Origin of the sequence: Candidatus Nitrotoga arctica (assembly GCF_918378365.1) — a bacterium.
GTDB classification, from domain to species: Bacteria; Pseudomonadota; Gammaproteobacteria; order Burkholderiales; family Gallionellaceae; genus Nitrotoga; species Nitrotoga arctica.
In genome coordinates, this window is sequence record NZ_OU912926.1 from 1,166,134 (window position 1) to 1,188,481 (window position 22,348).

The window sequence follows — 22,348 nt, forward strand, 5'->3', positions numbered from 1 at the left end:
ATGACAGAGCAAGAACTTAAACCAGAAAATACCGCTGCAACGAATGAGTTGTCAGCCTTGGTCATTGCTTTGCTCAAAGGCGTGATTTACCAAGAAGGAGAGGCCAGCCTTTGGAATGCCTTGCTTAATCTACAAGCTCGCGTGCGTGATTACGTGACTGTGTTGGGCCTGGAATTGGTGCTGGACGAGTCAGAGGGGTATGCATTCTTGCGAGCACGTTTGGAAAGTGAAGGCGAAGGTGTTGCCAAGCTACCACGACTGGTGGCGCGCCGTCCGCTGACTTTTCCTGTGAGCTTGCTACTGGCGCTTTTGCGCAAGAAGTTGGCTGAGTTCGATGCAAGTGGTGGAGACACACGCCTCGTGTTGACTCGTGATCAACTCGTCGAGTTGGTTCGCGTGTTTTTGCCCGACAGCAGTAATGAGGCGAAGCTTATCGACCAGATTGAGACGCATCTCAACAAGATTGTCGAGTTGGGATTTTTGCGCAAGCTTAAAACTGGCGCAGGACAACCCACAGCATTCGAGGTGCGTCGCATCATCAAAGCCTTTGTGGATGCGCAGTGGCTGAATGATTTCGATACGCGGCTGTCAGCGTATCAGGTACAGATCAATGCAACTTCAGCAGGTGATTCCAATGGATGAGATGCAAACATTGGGGCTGGATTTTGTCAGCGATGATGCGCTATCCGGATTCCGCTTGCACCGTTTGGAAGTGTTCAACTGGGGGACTTTCGATGCACGGGTGTGGGCGCTGAACCTCGACGGAAAAAATGCCTTACTCACTGGCGACATTGGATCGGGGAAATCCACGCTGGTGGATGCCGTTACCACACTGTTGGTTCCGGCGCATCGTATCGCTTACAACAAGGCTGCCGGTGCTGACAACAAAGAGCGCACGCTGCGCTCTTATGTGCTTGGGCATTACAAGTCCGAACGCAATGAGGTGAGTGGAACGGCCAAGCCTGTGGCACTGCGCGATCATAATAGTTACTCGGTGATTTTGGGTGTTTTTCATAACGCGGGCTATGACCAAACGGTGACGCTGGCACAGGTGTTCTGGATGAAGGATGCCCAAGCACAGCCTGCACGCTTCTTTGTCTGTAAAGAACGGGCGTTGTCCATTACGGCTGACTTTGCACATTTTGGTTCGGACATCGTTCAACTCAGGAAAAAACTGAGAGGAATGGGCGCGGAAATATTCGACAGCTTTCCTCCCTACGGGGCATGGTTTCGGCGTCGCTTTGGCATTGAAAACGAACAGGCACTGGAGTTATTCCACCAAACTGTGTCGATGAAATCGGTGGGTAACCTCACTGATTTTGTGCGCAGCCACATGCTGGAACCATTTGACGTTGCGCCGCGCATCACCGCTTTGATTGGCCACTTCGATGATCTCAACCGCGCACACGAGGCCGTGCTGAAAGCCAAGCGGCAGGTTGAGATGCTTACCCCTCTGGTTGCAGACGGAGATCGTCATGCGTCGCTGGTTGCCCTGGTCGATGAATTTCGTGCTTGCCGCGATGCGCTCAGTCCCTACTTCGCTGGATTGAAACTCGGCTTGTTGGAAAAACGCGCAGCTAACTTGCTAGAGGAATGGACACGACAAGACACCCAGGTCAAACGTGTTGAAGCCCAACGTGATGCACAGCGCGTCGAAGTGGCTGAACTCAAACGCAGCATTGCTGACAACGGCGGTGACCGTCTGGAACGGCTGACGATTGAGATCAACAAGAAGGAACAGGAGCGTGAGGTGCGTGAACGAAAGGCGCAGCGTTACGCTGAGCTGGTGCGCGCAGTTGCTGAAAGTCCCGCAGATGATGAGGACGGATTTTTGCGGCAACGACAACGATTTATTACATTGACTGAAACCACGCGGGCGCGAGATGCTGGCTTGCAAAACAATTTGACTGAGCACAGCGTGAGCTTGCGTCAAGGTAAACAAGAGCATGACGCGCTGACTGCCGAGATCAACAGTCTGAAAGCGCGACTCAGCAACATTCCATCGGAACAAATGGCCATGCGGGCAGCCTTATGCAAAGCACTCAACTTGTCTGAAGAAGAGATGCCCTTCGCCGGCGAGTTGCTCCAGGTACATGAGGACGAGCGTGACTGGGAAGGCGCGGCCGAACGGCTGTTGCGCAGCTTCGGCTTGTCCTTGCTGGTGCCGGATGAACACTATGCAGCGGTCGCTGAGTGGGTCGATAAAACGCACCTGAAAGGTCGTTTGGTTTATTTCCGTATACGTCAGAATTCTCGGAGCGAATTGTTTAGCCGGCACCGCGATTCCTTGGCGCGCAAGCTGGCGATTAAGCCTGATTCTGCCTTTTACGATTGGCTGGAACGTGAACTGGCACATAGATTCGACGTGGCCTGCTGCATCACCCAAGAGCAATTTCGCCGCGAGACGCGGGCTATCACTCGTGCAGGACAAATCAAGGCAGGGGGTGAGCGGCACGAGAAAGACGACCGCCATCGGTTGGATGATCGTAGTCGTTACGTGTTGGGCTGGACCAACGCAGCCAAGATCGCTGCGCTTGAAGATAAAGCCAAAAGTTTGGAGAAACGCCTTCGTAAGGTGGGCAGCCTTATTGGAAAGATTGAATCAGCTCGTAGGGAACTTCAAGCGTTCATCACGGTGCTTTCGAAGCTGGATATGTTTGCCGATTTTCGTGAAATTGACTGGCAGCCCCTTGTTCTAGAGGTGGCGGCATTAACCGACGAGAAGCAAAGGCTGGAATCGACTTCCGATGTGCTCAAACAACTGGCAGAGCGGTTGAGTGCGGGTGAGGCAACATTGATGACTACGGAAGGGTTGCTTGAAGAACACAAAGACAAGCGATCCAAAGTAGAGCAGAAAAAAATAGATGCCGAAGCATTGCGAATGCAAACGCAAGCAATACTTGATGAACCGGCATATGCAACTCACTCAGCGCGCTTTGAGCGTCTTGACACGATCCGAGGCGAGGCGTTGGGCGAGCATCAGCTCACGGTTGAATCTTGTGATAACCGTGAGCGAGATTTGCGGGAGTGGTTGCAGACCAAGATCGATGCAGAGGATGCAAAACTCAAACGTTTGCGCGACAAAATCATTCAAGCGATGGCAGCCTACAAAGAGGCGTTCAAATTGGAAACCTCAGAGGTGGATGCCAGCATTGAAGCTGCCTTCGAATATCGCGCCATGCTCAATGCGCTGCAGGCCGATGACTTGCCGCGTTTTGAAGCGCGCTTCAAAGAATTGCTGAACGAAAATACGATCCGCGAAGTCGCGAATTTCCAATCGCAGTTAGCGCGCGAGCGAGAAACGATCAAGGAGCGTATCGCTCGCATCAACGAATCGCTAACGGGGATTGACTACAACACGGGGCGATACATACAACTTGAAGCTCAGCCTACGCCGGATGCTGACATCCGCGATTTTCAAACTGAACTGCGCGCCTGTACTGAAGGGGCAATCACGGGTTCAGACGACAGCCAATATTCAGAAGCCAAATTTCTGCAAGTGAAGCTTATTATCGAGCGTTTTCGCGGACGTGAGGGAATCTCTGAACAAGATCGACGCTGGACAGCTAAAGTAACCGATGTGCGTAATTGGTATGTGTTCGCAGCCAGTGAACGTTGGCGCGAGGATGGTAAGGAGCACGAACATTATTCTGACTCTGGTGGCAAATCGGGCGGACAAAAAGAGAAGCTGGCTTACACCATTCTTGCCGCGAGTTTGGCCTATCAGTTCGGTCTTGAATGGGGGGCAGTACGATCTCGTTCCTTCCGGTTCGTGGTGATCGACGAAGCTTTCGGACGAGGCTCTGATGAGTCAGCGCAATATGGCTTGCGCTTGTTCGCCCAACTCAACTTGCAACTTCTGATTGTCACACCCTTGCAAAAAATTCACATCATCGAGCCTTTCGTGTCCAGCGTCGGATTTGTTCAAAACGAAGATGGTCGCGCCTCCAAGCTGCGCAATCTTTTGATCGAGGAGTATCGCGCAGAGAAGGCGAGGATTTCGGGATGAGTTGGACAAGACCGAGAGACTTCCGTATTCAGCTAGAAAAGCTATGGGAACGAGGGGATATGTTGTCCAGCCTTGTCACAGGGGAGTCACTGTTTCCGCGACGTTTAATACTCAAGTGCCCCACCTCGGCTGAGATGGCTGATCGCTTTGACGAAGTTCGTGCCTGGGTTGGAGAGATTCGAACCGTTCCGCACTGTCGGGTGGAGACGCGGGAGTTCAAGCACCGCATTTTAGGGACGAACTCTGTTCCCGCCGAGGTGTGGATCGATAGCTTCGATGTTGCCGCAACAGTCATATCCAAGCGCAAAGACGCTGCCCGATTTGTTGCTTTGATAGAGGAAACAAAGCAATTTCAGCCGAAACTGTTGGACTGGCTAGCAAGACGTCCCATGCTCGCGCTGGCTTTAGCAGATGATTGGAGTCGGTTATTGGAGATTGTCGTGTGGTTGCAGGCTCATCCTAGACCAGGCGTGTATCTGAGGCAGGTCGATATTCCAGGCGTTCACAGTAAATTCATTGAAGCGCGCCGCAACGTGCTGACTGAGTTGTTCGATATGGTTTTAGATCCCGAAACAGTTGACTTTACTGCGTCTGGCGTGAACGGATTTGCAACGCGTTACGGATTCCGTGACAAGCCGCTGCGCATTCGATTTCGTTTGCTTGATCCTAATCAAATTCCATTGACACACGTACAAGACATTACTCTTGATGCTGCGAGCTTCGCTCAGCTCAATCCTATGGTTTCACAGGTTTTTATTATTGAAAATGAGATCAATTTTTTAGCCTTCCCGCTACTAAAGGACAGTTTGGTAATTTTTGGTTCGGGGTATGGATTTGAAATGTCAAGACAGGCCAATTGGCTATTGCGCTGTCGTATTTATTATTGGGGTGATATTGATACGCACGGATTTGCAATTCTCGATCAACTTCGCAATCAGTTTGCACACGTGGAATCGTTATTGATGGATCGAGCCACTTTATTAAAATTCGAGCCACTCTGGGGTGAGGAAGAGAAGCAAACGCTGCGCGACTTGCCTAGACTAACCCTCGAAGAGCTTTCTCTTTATAACGACTTGCGTGATAACCGGATACGTAAAAATATTCGGCTTGAGCAAGAAAGAATCGGCTTCGGATGGTTCGAAACTGCATTAAAAAGGCTCTCGGATAGTCGATAAATTTTAATTCGACTGGATCAGCGGCGGCAGCACGGATGGGGTGGTCTGACTGATGAATTCGTTTAAGAGCAATCCCGGAGTTACATGTATTACAGCCAATGCTTCTGGAGCCGGTTCATCCCCCCACGAGCGTGGGAACACCGATCCAGATACAAAGGCAGTCAATGCGTCGTTGGTATCTTGCGGTTGGTTATTGAGCGCGCCAGTTGATTGGCATGAAAAGCCCGAGTAAAGCCCGCCGTTAATATTCGGCGGATTCAAGTTCGAAGTGCAGCCTAATTTAAATGTTAACAGTGTTTAGGATGCTGCTTCGTTTGCAAGATCAAATGTTGAAAACTTTTGATTTGATGTCATCAAACTTTGTACTGAGACTGTGATTGAAGTCCGCTCTAAATTGGTTAGTAACTGATTATTTTTATCAATATGTCAGTACACACTCTTTCGGTCAAGCAGCATACAAAGTCCCTGTTGCTCTTTGGTTCCTTGGTCTTTGGATTAACAGGATTACCGCAATATTTAAATAAGAAACAATACGGTTTTTTCAACAATCATTGAAACTTTTACCTTGTTTCTATACTCTGAAACTTGTATTAATCCAAGATTGTCCATTGAAAGCGCGAATCCAATAAAATCAACGGGGTGTCTAATGGTATCCATTAGAAATTTTCCTTGATGTCGTTGTACTTGGATTTGTACTTGAATATTGATAATGTTTTCGTAAACTTGCTAAGCTTGTTGATGGCATTGGGTGGTAAACGCGATTAAAGCCGTAAAACTTTAACTCGAAAGGACGGCAATTGCGGTTTTTTATTATCCTAGGCAAAGCGTACCCACATACTAAGGTAAAAATCTTTATTTCGTAAAATGGGTTGATAAGTATGCCGAGCGTCAATTTGAAAAGTGCAATCATTAAAAGAACGGGATTCTATTATTCTTCGAGAAGCAAATTACTGTTCATGGAATCAAGATGAAATGATCATCGAGAAACAAGATGATGAAGAGGTTCACATGCTTATGGAAAGTATTTCCCTGGCTAATTCGCACCATTCAAGATTCTGTGAAGGGGTAGAGCTTGATATAGTTTAGAGGCGATTCCTAAAGCTGTGTTTCACCGCAGATATCTCTCAGACTATTATCGTATTGTGCAATCGCTCACATTTCTTGCTATCGAATGCTGTCGATTGGCTATGTCACTTTGCACTTGAAGTCTCCTTCCTGGCGTGTATTAAATTTAGAGCAATAATCGTTTATGGATACCCGTGGCAAAATTTATTAGTAATTTTCTATTTGATCGCTGGTCTCTACTGTTACTCCTGACTATTACATTTGCTAATCAGCCTGCATCAGCGCAATCAATCCTTAAACAGTTAACACAACCGTTATTTAACAAAAAGAACTTATCCAACGTAACACTGTCTGCACCAAATTCAATTAATGCCTTGCTACAGGAACATTTTGAACTACCTCATGCACCACTCGTTGATGAAACATCAAAACATGTTTTTTTACGCCGAGCTAAACGTGAGATCAGTGAATTATTAGCTACTGAGGGCTATTTCTCGCCTACAGTAACACTAACCCGTAAATTGTCTGAAGACTTCGAGATTGTTGTTCAACCTGGGCCACGCACACTCGTCAGCGAAGTAACCATTGAGTTCAGGGGCGAACTCACGGCCAATACAAATGCACAACAAAAGCGGATCCAACAGTTACGTGAGGCATGGCCATTAAAAACAGGCAAACCTTTTCGTTCTCACGATTGGGAAGAAGCTAAGGCCAAGTTATTGTCAGACATTAAGCATAAAGATTATGCTGCAGCAGAGATCATAGATAGTAAGGCTATCGTAGACCGCGAAAATAAACATGCACAACTTATCGTCGTTGTTGATTCGGGACCTGCCTTTTACTTTGGGGAATTAATCGTTACCGGTCTGGAGCGTTATCAAGATACTAAAATTGAGAATTTTTCACCCTTTAAACCTGGCGATCCTTATCGCAGAGAATTACTTTTCTCATTTCAAGATTCCCTACAAAAAGTGCCCAATTTTAGCTCTGTCTCCGTGAGTATTAACCCTGACAGATCATTGCACAAAGCTGCGCCTATTCTCGTCCAACTGAGTGAAAAAAAATCAAAAAGCATAGCACTCGGTGCGGGCTACAGCTCAAACAATGGTGGGCGAGGCGAGATCAACTTTCAAAATTATAATTTTCTTGATCGCACTTTAAATCTCAACTCCACATTGCGTTTAGAACAAAAGCAGCAAACCTTTTTTGCGGGTATTGATACCTTTCCAAACCAAGACCACATTCAATACTCTTTAGGCTCACGCCTACAACTAACAGACATTGAAGGTCTGGAAACCATCAACCAAAGTACCAACTTTACAAGAAGGTATGTAACCAAAACTATTCAACGTCAACTAGGTTTAAGCTGGCAACGAGAAAAAAGAATCCCTTCTAGTGGTATCAGGGAAAACAACGAAGCACTTGTCATAGATTGGCAGTGGCGCAAAAATAAAGTCGACAATCCACTCAATATTCGACAAGGTAGTATTTCAGAAATACGCATTGGTGGTGCCAGTCAACAGGTTTTGTCTGACCAAACTTTTTTACGCACATACGCACGCCAACAATTCTGGTGGCCTATTGGCAAACGTGATGTGCTATTCATACGTGGCGAAGCAGGTTTTACAGTGGCTGAATCACGTTTTGGTATTCCACAGGAATATTTATTTCGAGCAGGAGGAATTAATTCTGTACGTGGTTATGATTTCCTGAGTTTAGGCGTCCATGAAGGGAATGCCATCGTGGGTGGACGCACAATGGCAACCGGCACCATTGAATACACTCACTGGCTATTGGACAAATGGGGTGGTGCGGTATTTACCGATATTGGTAACGCTGCGGATAGTTGGAAAAAATTTAACCCTGCAGTTGGATATGGTGCGGGCTTACGCTGGCGTAGCCCGGCTGGCCCATTGGCACTGGATTTAGCTCGAGGGCATAAAACAGGCTTGTTTCGACTTCATTTTTCTATAGCCGTTGCTTTTTGATTTTGTCAAAACAAATAACCACAAGTCCAGACACTATAAAAAAGAAACGCAGAATACTGCGCTGGATCGTTACTGCATCGCTTATTGCGACATTATGTGGCGCAGCCTTTGGTACCTGGGTATTAACCACCACACCTGGCTTGCAATGGCTACTTGCAACGGTTTCATCCATTAGCTTAGGAAATTACAAATTTTCTGGTGTAAGTGGCACGTTCAGCACTATCAAGATTCAATCAATTCATATCACCAGCAAAGATAAGCAATTCAAACTTACCGAGTTTGCATTTGACTGGCAACCGGACGCACTTTTTTCAAAGCAACTTATTGTCAAACGATTATCTGCGCGAGAAGTCGAAATACTCACGCCGCCTTCTTCAGCCCCCTTATTATTACCTGAACACATTAACCTACCATTTGCTATTTCAATAAAAAATATTGAAATTAACTCTTTAAGTTTATTATCCAATAATACAAAGAAAGCTGATTTCACTATATCAAAGTTAAAAGCAGCGCTAGAAAGTGATGGACAGCAATATCACGTGCCCCATTTAAGTCTCGATTCAGAATTTGGGTCACTTTATGCTTCCGCTAATCTAGAAGGAAATAAGCCCTTTAAACTAACCGCTCAGGCTAAGCTCGTCGGTTTAATAGAAATTGCAGAAACATCATTATCAGAGACCCGTATCAACGCAACTATTAATGGCAATTTATCTCAACTAAATTTATCCATTACTGCAGCGGGCGACGTTCTTAATGGTGACGGTGATATATTAATACAGCCCTTTGCATTATTTCCGGTTGGCAAATTGCGTTTATCTTTGGATGGATTTAATCCCCAACAATTTTCACCCAAAACACCCAAAGCTGATTTATTGCTATCCATTAACTTACAAGAAAACCATCAGTCGCAATTAGCTGGCAATTTACTGATTAAAAATAAATTAGCAAAAGCTTTAGATCAAGGAGGCTTGCCGGTACGTGATATTAAAGCGCGTCTTAAAATAACCCGGAATTCACTACAATTTGACGATCTTTTGTTACATTTGATAGACGACGGAATGATCTCTGGTAATTTTGCATGGAACACTAGCCTATCTTCCGGCTCAGCTAATTTAGACATTAAACAACTTAACCCACTTAAGTTGGATACGCGTTTGCAAGCTGCCCGGCTTAATGGTCATATCAAGCTGGGTGGCAATACGGAAAAACAACATGGCATCATTGTCCTTAAAGACGAAACACTCAATCTGAACGCCCAATTTACACATGCCGCAGCAACCATCCAATTACAAGAACTCAAGCTAACTCGCAACCAATCTACGCTGACTGGACATGGTGAATTTGGCCTTGGCGATCAACAACGGTTTAATTTTAACGGCCAGCTAGCGCATTTTAATCTCGCTGAATTTATTCAAACACCTGAATCTGATCTCAATGCGCAGCTGACCCTGACTGGTAATCTCAGTCCACAGCCAGCCGGTTTGTTAAGTTTTAAATTCGAAAAAAGCCAATTCGCTAAGCAACCAGTGGCAGGCCATGGCGATATTGATTTCGTCAACACTGGCAGAGCCAAAGCGGATGTTGAGCTTTCCATTGGTTCAAATCACCTTCGTGCGCATGGCGAAATCGGTGCACCAGATGACCGTATGTACTTAGAAATAAGGGCGCCCGTGCTGGCTCAAATAGGCTTTGGACTCGGCGGCGCACTCAATTTACAAGGTAATTTTGGTGGTTCTTTAACATCACCAGTCTTACAGTTTGATCTCACGGGCGATAAGTTTTCTCTACCTGGCGGACATTCTCTAAACCATATAACTGCGCAAGGAAATCTACAAAATACTGCCATTAAACTTAATCTACAGGCGAATAACTACCGCAAGTCCGAGAAAATGCTTGCGCAACAGTTGAACATCACCATTGCTGGTCAGCAATCTGATCATGAGATTAAAGCCAAGCTACAACTTGATGATAAAAATAAAATAACTTTACAAGCAGTCGGTGGATTACTACCAACTGATAAAATTAATCCCACATTTTATTGGGCTGGCAAGTTAACTGAACTGTCGTCAAGCGGTGCCCTACCCCTAAAGTTGCAAGCTGCTACACAACTCAAAGTCAGTACAAATCACGCATCACTAGACACCACTAAGTTATCCCTTGGCAAGGGTGAAATACGATTGAATACCACCCAGTGGACACCTGATCAATGGCATACCCAGGGTCGATTCACCGGGATTTCTTTACGCCATGGAAGTGATACTGAAGAAACTCAAGGAACGCTAGAACTTGGCGGCGACTGGGATGTGAAAGCGGCCAAGCAATTAACCGGCAGCTTACAAATTAAACGTGAAAAAGGTGACTGGATCCTACCCGGAGAATTCCCATTTTCATTGGGTTTGGAACAATTACAAGTCACCAGCCAAGTAAATAATGGCATCCTGACGGGAGAATTAGTTGCCAAAGGTAAGCACATTGGCACAACCCGGGCCAGTATCGCATTGCCACTCACGTTATCAGGCTCGGGCTGGGGCAGCTTACATGACACGGCAATTGAAGGTAAGCTTGCCATCAAAATGGATGATATTTCCCGCATTGGAGCATTACTCGGTGACAATATAAAAAGTGGGGGTCAGCTCGATTTACAAGCAAAACTAAGCGGGACGATAAAGAAACCTCTGTTCTTTGGCAATGTTCAAGGAACAGATTTAACCTTTGCGTTAATGGATCAGGGATTGCAGCTACAACAAGGCCAACTCGACGCCCATTTTGACCGCACCTCACTGCACATAAATACATTTAACTTCACATCACCTTTCGTACCCAATCCCCGCGATAACTTACTGGCGAAAGTAAATATCCCAAAGAAACCTGGAAACCTTGATATAACCGGCACGATAGGTTTGGTTGGCAATGATAGTCGTTTAAAAATTAAACTCGACCATCTCCCTTTAGCACTAAAATCACAGCACTGGATTATTGCTTCAGGAAATGGTCAAGCCAACTTCAGTGGTAAGACACTGACATTAAATAGCAACATTACTGCAGACGCTGGTTTTCTGATACGACCACCAAACAACCGACCACAGTTAGCTGATGACATTGTTATAAGCGGGCAATCATCACAAACCACACAGAAGTTCAACATCAATTTAGATTCGACCATTGATCTTGGGAAACAGTTTTATGTACGTGCGGCAGGACTTGAGGGTCAGCTAAAAGGTGCATTACATCTAAAAACAAACGACCAAAACAAGCTAACGGCGACAGGCACCATAGCGACTGAAGGCACCATAGCGACTGACAAAGCCAAATACTTGGCTTATGGGCAGCAATTAACCGTTGAGCGCGGCATCGTGAATTTTAATGGCCCTTTGGATGATCCCGGATTAAACATCCTTGCAATGCGTAAAGGACTCGCTATTGAAGCAGGCGTTGAAATTTCAGGCTCAGTTCGTCGTCCCGTCATTCGCTTGGTCTCCACACCCAATGTATCGGATGCAGAAAAACTTTCCTGGATTGTATTTGGACGCGCACTCAATTCAGGCAATATAGACACATCACTGCTACTCACTGCTGCTAAGTCAATTCTCGGCGGACAACCATCAGGCGAAGGACTCACGCAACAGTTAAGCCGAACATTAGGCGTTGATGAAATATCTTTCAGACAAGACACTAGCAGTACTAGTAATAACCCCCTCACCAGCCAAATTGGCACTGTCGGCAAGCGCATTTCTTCAAGCGCATATCTTAGCTATGAACGTGGCCTCACCACCACAAACATTGGCATTACAAAACTCACTTACAATCTCACGCCAAAAATTAAAGTTGTCACTCAAGCCGGATTAGATAGCGCGGTTGATGTGTTTTATGTGTTTAAATTTGATTGATATAAAAATTATTATTAAGGATAACTAGAGGGGCAAGTGCTCTGTCGAAATAGTAAACCGGCCAGCGTGCGTGGGTCGTAGACGGTTCATCCCCGCGAGCGCGGGGGAAACTGCCGGTGGTCTCGCGGATGGTTTTGATGATGGAGCCTATCCCCGCCAGCGCGGGGGAAACACTTCAGCGGATCGGGATACTACGCACCCATCGGGCCTATCCCCGCGAGCGCGGGGGAAACATTAACCCATCGGTCAGGCTCTTTCTAATATCGGGCCTATCCCCGCGAGCGCGGGGGAAACTTTTTGCAACCGTAGCCAAATCGTAACCAAGAGGGCCTATCCCCGCGAGCGCGGGGGAAACTTTCTACCGAATTTTGCCGCCGGAACCTGGCCGGGCCTATCCCCGCGAGCGCGGGGGAAACGTGTTGCTTGCGTCAATCGTTGCGGCTATACCGGGCCTATCCCCGCGAGCGCGGGGGAAACTCTCGCCAGCCGCTCACGGTAGACCAGGCGGAGGGCCTATCCCCGCGAGCGCGGGGGAAACGGGACGGCCACGCTTGGCACTATACGCTCCCAGGGCCTATCCCCGCGAGCGCGGGGGAAACATGGCAAGCGCCTTGTGGTAGCGGATAATGATGGGCCTATCCCCGCGAGCGCGGGGGAAACGTCTTCATGAGCTTTGACAAGTGGCTGCATAAGGGCCTATCCCCGCGAGCGCGGGGGAAACATGAGCTTATCAAGAAGGGCAAAGTGTCCTACGGGCCTATCCCCGCGAGCGCGGGGGAAACTTATGAGAAAACAAAATGAACGCTAAACAGGAGGGCCTATCCCCGCGAGCGCGGGGGAAACCAAGTTGAAAACGTACATCGCATAGCTCACAGGGGCCTATCCCCGCGAGCGCGGGGGAAACAACACGACTGGGCCTCGCATGGAGCAGACGCGTGGCCTATCCCCGCGAGCGCGGGGGAAACGCTAGCGGGCGACCTAAGCGCACACCTGAAGAGGGCCTATCCCCGCGAGCGCGGGGGAAACCAGGCCGACATCTTCTTTCATCTGCCCCATTTGGGCCTATCCCCGCGAGCGCGGGGGAAACACGCTGACGCTTTAGTAATGGGCTAGGATATCGGGCCTATCCCCGCGAGCGCGGGGGAAACGAAGTTCCAGGCCCGGTAGTTGTCTGCGTTGAGGGCCTATCCCCGCGAGCGCGGGGGAAACACCACTTGACCGGTTTGATACGCGATTATTTTGGGCCTATCCCCGCGAGCGCGGGGGAAACTGCCAAAAATGTGGAATCGCGGAAACAAGACAGGGCCTATCCCCGCGAGCGCGGGGGAAACGCTAATGGTGATGGCAAGGGGTGGAAGCAACAGGGCCTATCCCCGCGAGCGCGGGGGAAACGCAACCATGTCGCCAATGCCAATGTCAACTATGGGCCTATCCCCGCGAGCGCGGGGGAAACATAGCTGTGCATTTCGAACGGCTTGGTAGCTGGGGCCTATCCCCGCGAGCGCGGGGGAAACCACCATGAAAAAGATAGTCCATGGCTGGGTAAGGGCCTATCCCCGCGAGCGCGGGGGAAACTATCAACAAGCAGAAAAGTTCGCGCTTGGCCAGGGCCTATCCCCGCGAGCGCGGGGGAAACCTCTCCAACCACTCGTAACGTAACCATTACTGGGGCCTATCCCCGCGAGCGCGGGGGAAACTTATCAGTTGCTGGGCCGATACTATCTCGCGTGGGCCTATCCCCGCGAGCGCGGGGGAAACCGCGGTGCTGCATGCCATGGATCAAGTGCATAGGGCCTATCCCCGCGAGCGCGGGGGAAACGCCGCCAAGTTCTTTGTTGGGTCAATAGAAGGGGGCCTATCCCCGCGAGCGCGGGGGAAACCGATTGAGAAGTTGCCTGATGGCGGTTATCAGGGGCCTATCCCCGCGAGCGCGGGGGAAACATACCTAATTTGTTGAACATCTCCGCAGTGAAGGGCCTATCCCCGCGAGCGCGGGGGAAACCATTTCGTCCACGAACATACCGTCGATTCCAAGGGCCTATCCCCGCGAGCGCGGGGGAAACTGGGCCTAGTTTTGTTGCGATGGCTCCAGATAGGGCCTATCCCCGCGAGCGCGGGGGAAACGATGTAAAAAAATCCGCTAGGCGGCTGGTATTGGGCCTATCCCCGCGAGCGCGGGGGAAACTGTTGCAGGCGCCCAGCCTGTACCGGCTGGACGGGCCTATCCCCGCGAGCGCGGGGGAAACATAACTCAACAACCGCTGCAGGCGTCCTATCTGGGCCTATCCCCGCGAGCGCGGGGGAAACCCCTATCTCATGCATGTAGCGCGAATATTGATGGGCCTATCCCCGCGAGCGCGGGGGAAACTGAAATAGCGATGTTTTTCCCAGTGTCCACGACGGCCTATCCCCGCGAGCGCGGGGGAAACGGTGCCCGATTACGGGCGTCATCGCTTTTTCCGGGCCTATCCCCGCGAGCGCGGGGGAAACATTTCAAGGAACAGCGAGACTGACTATGACCAGGGCCTATCCCCGCGAGCGCGGGGGAAACCCCAGACAGCTCCATTACTCTTTGACACCACAGGGCCTATCCCCGCGAGCGCGGGGGAAACCAACGCTCAAGGCGCGGACGTTGGCTGCTAGAGGGCCTATCCCCGCGAGCGCGGGGGAAACATCAGCGAGTTTGGGCATGTTACTGATATAAAGGGCCTATCCCCGCGAGCGCGGGGGAAACGGGCGGGGAATGCTATAGCCGCGTTATTACTGGGGCCTATCCCCGCGAGCGCGGGGGAAACGCTTGATGCTTGACTGCTTGGGCTGCTTGCTAGGGCCTATCCCCGCGAGCGCGGGGGAAACAATTTTGGTCTGATGAGAATTTCGACCCGCCTGGGCCTATCCCCGCGAGCGCGGGGGAAACAATGCCACTACCCACGGTTACATATATTCTGCGGGCCTATCCCCGCGAGCGCGGGGGAAACATCAGCGAGCTTTGGGATGTGACTGATATAAAGGGCCTATCCCCGCGAGCGCGGGGGAAACAAGTTGCCGGGAGTCCTGCTGAGATTGCATAGGGGCCTATCCCCGCGAGCGCGGGGGAAACTTAGTCTTTAGCTTGTGGCAAGGCAAACATAAGGGCCTATCCCCGCGAGCGCGGGGGAAACCAACACGAGCATAACTTCCGCTTGACGCTTCAGGGCCTATCCCCGCGAGCGCGGGGGAAACGCAATAGCAGTTGTTGGGGTGCACCTGATATCGGGCCTATCCCCGCGAGCGCGGGGGAAACACCAACGAATGATCTTTACCGAGCGCCGTATCGGGCCTATCCCCGCGAGCGCGGGGGAAACCATTTCGGATAATGCATGGTCTTCTGTTACCTGGGCCTATCCCCGCGAGCGCGGGGGAAACCACTCCGTTTCACCGATTTCTCCTTAAGCTTGGGGCCTATCCCCGCGAGCGCGGGGGAAACGGCAACTCAGGCACGGCGGTGACCAGCGGAAGGGGCCTATCCCCGCGAGCGCGGGGGAAACTGGATAATGGCAAGCCGGTAGGAATGCTGCCAGGGCCTATCCCCGCGAGCGCGGGGGAAACTATTCAGAAGCAGATATATCTGCTATAGGATAGGGCCTATCCCCGCGAGCGCGGGGGAAACGCCATTCCCATGTTCATCATGTTTAGTACCGAGGGCCTATCCCCGCGAGCGCGGGGGAAACAAATACTTTTGCAATTACCGATGGTGCCGGATGGGCCTATCCCCGCGAGCGCGGGGGAAACTAATAGCCGGGAACCATTAATCAGCACCTTTCGGGCCTATCCCCGCGAGCGCGGGGGAAACGTCTACTACCACGGAATACCATTAACAGCTCAGGGCCTATCCCCGCGAGCGCGGGGGAAACAAGGCTGCTGACCATCGCAACGAGCGGCCCAAGGGCCTATCCCCGCGAGCGCGGGGGAAACGGGTGCAGTTTGGAAGTCTGACAAGCTAAGTGGGGCCTATCCCCGCGAGCGCGGGGGAAACGTATTGTTTCAACGTTCAATTTTCCAACATCGGGGCCTATCCCCGCGAGCGCGGGGGAAACACAAGGGGCATAGAGCAGATAAAGTGCATAAAGGGCCTATCCCCGCGAGCGCGGGGGAAACTCTCATAGATAACATAATAATTTATAAAAGATAAACACAAAACGCATCCGTTTTTTTAAAGAACATTTTATAGAGACCGCTTGGTCAACCACAATCCATCTATCTCAACTAGATCACGCGGAGGCAAACCTAGATTCGCAATACCAACACCACCTGTTTCATTCACATCTCGCCAAATCATTACAATGCTGCCGCGCGGTTCGGCACCATGCCAATCCGCTAGCACTTTCCATATTCGCGAGCGTATGCCCGCGTTCATGCGCGGGGAGATGTACACCGTTGGAGCCACTTCCAGCATGGTTGATGCCAGAAATCCCCGGAAACGATCTGCTACATCACGCGTCACTATCATTACTAGTGACATCCTGTTCCTCCGTGCGCAACACCAGTTTTATTTTGTCGATCATGGATGAAATTACACTTTGCTTCCGAAATACAGTGGAGGCTTCTCGTCTTACCAGTCGGTCAATGGTCGTGTCATCACCAGCCGCCACATTTTTTGCAACACTGAACGCAATTTGCAAGGTAACGGTGTCGCGATATAGATCAGCAATGTCCAGCACGAAGGCTTGCCCAGAATCTTCATGGATAAAGCCGAGTTGTGGGATTGCGGCAAGTGATTGCACGGCAATTGCTGCGGCAGCCTGCACTGCCGTTGCGGCATGATTGATCGCTTGGTTTGGAGTATCCGTTGCGTTTGGGTTGCTGCGGTCGTAATGTCGGCCATTCCATTCAATGCCATATTTATCTGCCATGAGACGATAAATGGTCTTGACCCGCGCCCCTTCGATTCCTCGTAAGGTATCCAAATCCCGATGCGGCAGAACTTCCCCCAGTCGCATGGCATACATGTGACGCGCCACACTGATGCGGCGGCGTGGGCTGCCCCACAACTCTGCTTGGCGCCGTGCCACATCGGAACGATCTGGCATTAAAGGCGGAGCGGTGTAGGTACGCACCCCGTCCACTCCGACAGCCGCCATCAAAGTGCCATGACGCGCCAACAGCCGCAGTGCGTCGTGGGTGACACTGCTGCCCGGCCCAAGCAATATCATAGATACCGCTTGATGGGGCACTTGGAGAATGTGCGGCGTGAGCGAATCTTTGCCTGCCATAAAATTCAGGCAGCCGTCGATTACGCAGAGCTCGCCGCGTTCCAGCCAAATTAAACCGTGGCGATCAGCATGGGGAATGCGGGCTGTTTCCAGCCCGAGGCGGCCTTTTAGCACGAGGAGGCAGGCCGAAGCAGCAACATGCCAAACCCAAATGCGCGATGCCGTCCCACACCTCGCGCCAGCAGGCGCGCAAAAGCTTCTGGGTTGCCTACTTGCAACTGCCCTTTGAATACTGAGTCTGGGCCAGTAACAGCGTGCGATTTGCGTTTACCGTTTTCGCCAGTGTTTGCTTTGCGCAACACACGGGTTAAACGAAACTCATCCATTTGTGCCTGGATAATTTGCGCTGCGCCATCTACGGCAAACTGCTTGGCAAGCCAGTCGCTATAAATCATGGCGCGCTGGGCAAGTCCACCCCCTGCCGCTGCCGGTATCGCATCAGCGGCGTGCAAAAAGGCATCGCGTTCGCGACCATCTTTTGCGCGAATCACCGGACGCACGCGCACTTCAAAGCCCAGTGCCTGCCCTTCTTTCCATATACTTGGAAACGGGCGTGCATCCAACGCGTCCAGCCCTAAAGCCCGTGCGACATCCGGCGTAGCCAAGCTGGCATGGTGGCGCAAAGTTTCCAGATTCTCCAAGGTGTAGGCGAGCAATCCTTGCTTGTTACCCATGTAACGAAACGGCTTTGGCGCTTGTTCGCCAAATACCTCTCTGAGCAAACTGTGCAAGGCGTAACCGTAATCACCGTCTGGCGATGACTCGCGGCGGCGAATCGCACAAGCCGCAAGTGCTTTAGCATCAGGTTGCAAACGTAATAATTGAAATGTCATGTTTGCGCTCCTTGTGGGGTGAAGCTGCCTTCCCGAACGGGTCGCCAGCCACCATGCACACCGCTCGTCCAGTTACGTTCATCGCACAAGTCAATCAGGCGATCACCCGCAAGACTGCCTTCACCGTCCGGCCATTGCATACGCAACGATTGCTTGCCATCAGTTTGCGGTAGGTGGGCGAGTTGTAATGCATGTAGCACGTTGTCGGCCTCTTGCCATCCGGCAAAAATCCGTTTGCTGGGCAGGCAGGGTTTGCGCCCAACAAATAAAGGGCGCGCGGGGTGGTCAAGCGCAACAGCAAGATCGTCCAGCGTGGGCGCATCATCCGATGGTTCAAGGCGTAGTGCGACGAGCACATTTAGGCTTGCGTGATAGTCGCGGTAGCGCAAATGGGGTCCTTTTTCATAGGTTCCATCCCCTCCTTGCCGTCCTTCTGGAACACCCCAGCTAGTCCAACCTTTATCGTCTTTCCCCAGCTGTGCGGTTTGAAAATCCGTGAGGCGTTGTATCGGCGTATTCAGTCGCGCTCCAACCAACAAGCGGTTCTGCAAACGATCATGCAATTCGCAATCCTCACGCCGCCAGCCCAGCGCGTTGGCAAACAATCCGGTCATCATGGAAAGTGCCGGGAAGTCGCGAATCACGCCAAAGTTATCGATGGTTTCGCCACCAAAGGCGATGAGTGGCGCTTCCAGCCGCAACAAAAGATGGCGCGGCATCTCAACATGCTCCCTGCCGCACAATCGCACTAGCCCATTCGCCCAGCTTGGTCAGGTTGGCGCGTTCCGCTCCGGCGATTTCAGCAGCATCTAACGCCAGAAAACGTCGCGACAGTGGCGCACCATAGGCTGCATCCATCGCGGCAATTTCCTGAGTGATACGCGACACGGCACGTTGCCGGATGGTGTCGGTATTACCCTTAACCTCCAGCGGCAACGCATCATGGAAAGCCCCCGCCAAACTGCGCGGCTGCCAATCGCCTGCTTCCACCAGCATGAATTTTGCCCAATCGAAGGGTGCGGTCGAGCCGCGTTTTGCGCCGGGGCTGACGGTCGCAATCAAATGCAACAGGTGTTGCACCACGCGCCCCGCCAGTTCGCGGCGTTCTGCTGGCGTGCTATCTGCAAAGCAATCTTTAGCTGCAATGGCTTCCAGATTTTTGACCAACTGCGGCACATCTACTACCACGTAGCCGTAGTAAAGACCGGAGGCCAGTTCGGTATCGAAAATGCCTGCTGATCCCAAATCGCCTGCTTCACGCATCAGGTCATCAACGACGGTAAAGTAGTCGTTCTCTGTCTGTTCTTTATGAACAGTGAATGAATGCGAAACATAGATAGAAGCATCGCGGTTAGCAAGAGCATCAGAAGTGATCATTCGTCCGAATAAAGCTGAAACCAGCCCACATTGCTCCATCATCACATTGAGGTTGTCTTTGAATGACTTTTCACCCTTCGGTGGTTTTTGAGCAATTTTTTCTTTAACGGCTTCAACTAAGGCTTTTTTATCGCCATGTGTCTTCGCAAGCTCAAGGCAGAAATCGGTGAGGAAGTTTATCTCACTGATGCCGAGCAGTAGCACTTCAAGAGTTTTGAATTTATCCTTTTTCTTTTTATCTTGATTTAAGCCTAAACCATCACACAACCCCTCAACTGCCGCCTGAGCCAATTCAGCAGAAATACCTGCGAGTTCCAAGCGGTCGCGTATGCTATTGAGAAAATAGGTTGACCTTTCTTCAAGCTGAAAGCCCAGTTTTGAAAGAGAGAAATGGTCATCTACATCACGCCAATGCCGTTTCAGGCACTGCGAGGAAATGCGTGTGCGCATGGCATTGCCCAGCGGCAGACGTTTCGCCAAACCATCAGCATCACGGTTCAACAAAGCAGCGGGGTAAGTGTGCAGGGTGTGAATTTGAATAAAGCGTGGCAGTGGCATGGTCAATCTCCTATCGTTAAATTAGCATTACTGTTTTTTAGCTTGAGCGGAGAAAAATCGCCCTGCGATTTTGAGGCGTATGTCTTCAGCTTTCTCCTCATCGTGTTCTTGGTTAAGAATCAATCCGCCCAACTCGTTCCAGTTTGGCTCAACGCCCTTGCTGGCGATCAGGCGCAACAGGCGCGGAAGCAGTTGGCGGAAAGCATCCCCACGGGCGGTAAGCAACTTGGTGACACGGGGTTCGGATACGCCAGCATCGCTGAGTTGCTGCCCCAAAGTCTTGTTGCTGAAATCGTGTCCAGCCAGGGCCATGCCACGCGCAATCAACGCCCAGCGTCGCCATGTTTCAGGCTTCCAATTTTCAGTATCTGGATGAAGATCGGCATAAATCAATGCTCGCGACAGTGCGGCGATTTGATGAGGACGCAACTCGCCATCGGGGTCGAGCCGTGCCAGTGCGGCACGTTCGCCGTTATCCAGCCCGTGTACGTCGCCCACAAAGCGTGCTTCTTGGGTAATGATGCGCGCTAAACGTGTGATGGGATTCTCTTTGGTTGCAGGAGCGGCATCAGGCTGACTCATTTGCGATTTCCTTGTTGAGGGTTAATTGGCTGCGGTAATGGTCGGCAAGAGAGGGAAATTCTTGATTTACAAGCACACGGAATTTGTCTAAAGCAACGGAGCGGGCACGATACCGCTGTTCGCTGCTTTGCGGCCCAGCAATGAAAGCATTTTCGAGAACGGCTTCTGCACGGTCAACCATAGAGCGTAGCCATTGCAAACGTATACTGTCTGGGTCTTCAGAATCAATTTCCGCGTTAAGCTCTTCGAAAAAGATGGCATCTTCTGCTTGCTCGAATGTCTTGGCAAAAACTCCTGCTTTATCTTTGGTGCTATCGGAAAAATCATTCTTCGCACCTCGGTTGAAAAGGGTAGCCAATGCAGTCCACAGTACGCGACGACGTAACTGACCTATTGCATGAACACGCTCCTCCGCAACCGTCGCCAGTTGTTTCTTGGTTTGCTTTTGACGAAGCATGTTACGTACTTTGCGTGAGATGGGAATGCGACGTTCGTGGTAGCCCTCTGTAACGCTCTTGTTACCCGTTGGCCCACCTCTTGACAAAGCCTGCATAACAGCAAATATCCCATCATCGCCATCAGAGTCTATCAAAGTCATCGTGGCGGGTTGCCGATACGAATTCTTGCGATACTCATTACCGAAAAGAAGCGCCGCAGCCAAGTCATAGCTAAACCCATTTGCTCGTATTTTAAGAGCCTCACCATCAATGGCGTTAATGGGTGTCCAAGAATCCCCTGTCCCACCCTTGCCATTATTTGACGCGACTCGAATTTCTTTGCTGGTTGTGGCTTTGGCATACAAGACGTGAGCATCATCGCTCACCAGTCGAATACGCCGACAAATTTCTATATAAAACGGGTCAAGGCTGGAAAATGCGAGACTGCCTGATCCATCCCATGGGAGTAGCCACAATAAGCCATTGCTGTTTTTTGTCTCAAATCCATAATCATCAACAACTGATGGGCGAGAATTTAGCAGTACAGCCAAATCACGTCCCCACCGTTGTCCAACATTACCTTTCGGTACAGCTCCCATTGCTACGCGACATCCACAGCCACCGGCCATGCGAGAAATGCCATAGTTGCCCGCGCCGGAGTAGCCTTCCTGCGTTTGTAGGCTGATTAACGCCATCACCCAATCATCCAACTCACCCCGTCGCATCCGAGCTGCTTTGAGGTCGTGATTTTTTGAAGTCACCAGCATGTCCAATTCGTCTGGCGCATACAGTGTATTTTTCCAATCGCTTATCTTGCCATCCGGCACAGGGGCCTGCATGAAAGCTGGTTTGTCATGCGGTGCAATCAGGCACCAAGCAGCGCCGTCCGTGTGTTCCGGCGTAAGCACCAGCAGCGCGTCTTTCCATTCTTGTTCTGTCTCAAAAGGCTTGTCTCGTCCAGCATGATGCAAGGCCATAGCGGCGAGTTGCACCAAAAAGGCGTGCCACGGGTGGCGTTGGTGCGGGCGTAGCGCGGAAAAGTCTCGCACCTCATCACGCGCCAGTGCCACAAACAAGCCGGGCAGGCTGTATTGCACGGGTTGCCCGCTGCCCACCAACCGGGCGCGTATTAGCGGTTCATCGAGCAGGGAGTATTGAAGCGTCACGGTAGTTCTCCAGCATCAG

At 50.7% G+C, this 22,348-nt stretch carries 13 protein-coding genes and 1 CRISPR repeat array; of the genes, 5 read left to right on the forward strand and 8 right to left on the reverse strand.

Annotation, left to right across the window (positions count from 1 at the left end; all coding sequences use genetic code 11):
- From MKZ32_RS05300 to MKZ32_RS05310, 3 genes are read left to right on the forward strand one after another with little or no spacing between them, the layout of a single operon-like run.
- The gene (locus MKZ32_RS05300) at positions 1 to 642 is read left to right on the forward strand and encodes a DUF4194 domain-containing protein (RefSeq protein ID WP_239796306.1); all 642 of its coding nucleotides are present in this window, start codon (positions 1 to 3) and stop codon (positions 640 to 642) included.
- A complete protein-coding gene (locus MKZ32_RS05305; protein WP_239796307.1) occupies positions 611 to 4,009 on the forward strand; it encodes an ATP-binding protein in 3,399 nt (1,132 codons plus the stop codon). The genes MKZ32_RS05300 and MKZ32_RS05305 overlap by 32 nt, the downstream gene beginning before the upstream one ends.
- The gene (locus tag MKZ32_RS05310; protein WP_239796308.1) at positions 4,006 to 5,184 is read left to right on the forward strand and encodes a Wadjet anti-phage system protein JetD domain-containing protein; all 1,179 of its coding nucleotides are present in this window, start codon (positions 4,006 to 4,008) and stop codon (positions 5,182 to 5,184) included. Before MKZ32_RS05305 ends, MKZ32_RS05310 begins: the two co-directional genes overlap by 4 nt.
- Before the next feature lie 3 nt (positions 5,185 to 5,187).
- Here the strand turns inward: MKZ32_RS05310 and MKZ32_RS05315 are convergent, their stop codons facing one another.
- Positions 5,188 to 5,445, reverse strand: a complete 258-nt coding sequence (locus MKZ32_RS05315; RefSeq protein ID WP_239796309.1) for a hypothetical protein — start codon at positions 5,443 to 5,445, stop codon at positions 5,188 to 5,190.
- Between the two features lie 998 nt (positions 5,446 to 6,443).
- Here MKZ32_RS05315 and MKZ32_RS05320 point away from each other — a divergent pair.
- Together MKZ32_RS05320 and MKZ32_RS05325 are read left to right on the forward strand one after the other, a co-directional pair.
- A complete protein-coding gene (locus tag MKZ32_RS05320; RefSeq protein ID WP_239796310.1) occupies positions 6,444 to 8,237 on the forward strand; it encodes an autotransporter assembly complex protein TamA in 1,794 nt (597 codons plus the stop codon).
- A 2-nt stretch (positions 8,238 to 8,239) separates the two neighbouring features.
- Positions 8,240 to 12,124, forward strand: a complete 3,885-nt coding sequence (locus MKZ32_RS05325) for a translocation/assembly module TamB domain-containing protein (RefSeq protein ID WP_239796311.1) — start codon at positions 8,240 to 8,242, stop codon at positions 12,122 to 12,124.
- A gap of 82 nt (positions 12,125 to 12,206) precedes the next feature.
- A CRISPR array of direct repeats spans positions 12,207 to 16,261; the repeat unit is 29 nt; unit sequence GGGCCTATCCCCGCGAGCGCGGGGGAAAC.
- A gap of 67 nt (positions 16,262 to 16,328) precedes the next feature.
- Here the strand turns inward: MKZ32_RS05325 and cas2e are convergent.
- Genes cas2e through casA form a run of 7 tightly spaced genes read right to left on the reverse strand, consistent with a single transcriptional unit; the run spans position 16,329 to position 22,329 of the window.
- Entirely contained in the window at positions 16,329 to 16,625 is a 297-nt protein-coding gene (gene cas2e / locus MKZ32_RS05330; RefSeq protein ID WP_239188054.1) for a type I-E CRISPR-associated endoribonuclease Cas2e, read from the reverse strand.
- The gene (gene cas1e, locus MKZ32_RS05335) at positions 16,597 to 17,490 is read right to left on the reverse strand and encodes a type I-E CRISPR-associated endonuclease Cas1e (protein ID WP_239796312.1); all 894 of its coding nucleotides are present in this window, start codon (positions 17,488 to 17,490) and stop codon (positions 16,597 to 16,599) included. Before cas1e ends, cas2e begins: the two co-directional genes overlap by 29 nt.
- Positions 17,484 to 18,209 (reverse strand): type I-E CRISPR-associated protein Cas6/Cse3/CasE, encoded by a 726-nt coding sequence (cas6e, locus tag MKZ32_RS05340; protein WP_239796313.1) that lies wholly within the window; start codon positions 18,207 to 18,209, stop codon positions 17,484 to 17,486. The genes cas1e and cas6e overlap by 7 nt, the downstream gene beginning before the upstream one ends.
- A complete protein-coding gene (cas5e, locus tag MKZ32_RS05345) occupies positions 18,206 to 18,928 on the reverse strand; it encodes a type I-E CRISPR-associated protein Cas5/CasD (protein WP_239796314.1) in 723 nt (240 codons plus the stop codon). The genes cas6e and cas5e overlap by 4 nt, the downstream gene beginning before the upstream one ends.
- A 1-nt stretch (position 18,929) precedes the next feature.
- The gene (cas7e, locus tag MKZ32_RS05350) at positions 18,930 to 20,144 is read right to left on the reverse strand and encodes a type I-E CRISPR-associated protein Cas7/Cse4/CasC (protein WP_239796315.1); all 1,215 of its coding nucleotides are present in this window, start codon (positions 20,142 to 20,144) and stop codon (positions 18,930 to 18,932) included.
- A gap of 27 nt (positions 20,145 to 20,171) precedes the next feature.
- Positions 20,172 to 20,726: a type I-E CRISPR-associated protein Cse2/CasB gene (gene casB, locus MKZ32_RS05355; protein ID WP_239796316.1), complete on the reverse strand. Its 555-nt coding sequence runs from the start codon at positions 20,724 to 20,726 to the stop codon at positions 20,172 to 20,174.
- The gene (gene casA, locus MKZ32_RS05360; protein WP_239796317.1) at positions 20,713 to 22,329 is read right to left on the reverse strand and encodes a type I-E CRISPR-associated protein Cse1/CasA; all 1,617 of its coding nucleotides are present in this window, start codon (positions 22,327 to 22,329) and stop codon (positions 20,713 to 20,715) included. Before casA ends, casB begins: the two co-directional genes overlap by 14 nt.
- Positions 22,330 to 22,348: the final 19 nt, after the last annotated feature.

Coding starts and splice junctions, on each gene's coding strand:
- MKZ32_RS05300 (WP_239796306.1), top strand. CDS start 1: ATGACAGAGCAAGAACTTAAACCAGAAAATACCGCTGCAACGAATGAG.
- MKZ32_RS05305 (WP_239796307.1), top strand. CDS start 611: ATGCAACTTCAGCAGGTGATTCCAATGGATGAGATGCAAACATTGGGG.
- MKZ32_RS05310 (WP_239796308.1), top strand. CDS start 4,006: ATGAGTTGGACAAGACCGAGAGACTTCCGTATTCAGCTAGAAAAGCTA.
- cas2e (WP_239188054.1), bottom strand. CDS start 16,625: ATGTCACTAGTAATGATAGTGACGCGTGATGTAGCAGATCGTTTCCGG.
- cas6e (WP_239796313.1), bottom strand. CDS start 18,209: ATGACATTTCAATTATTACGTTTGCAACCTGATGCTAAAGCACTTGCG.
- cas5e (WP_239796314.1), bottom strand. CDS start 18,928: ATGCCGCGCCATCTTTTGTTGCGGCTGGAAGCGCCACTCATCGCCTTT.
- cas7e (WP_239796315.1), bottom strand. CDS start 20,144: ATGCCACTGCCACGCTTTATTCAAATTCACACCCTGCACACTTACCCC.
- casB (WP_239796316.1), bottom strand. CDS start 20,726: ATGAGTCAGCCTGATGCCGCTCCTGCAACCAAAGAGAATCCCATCACA.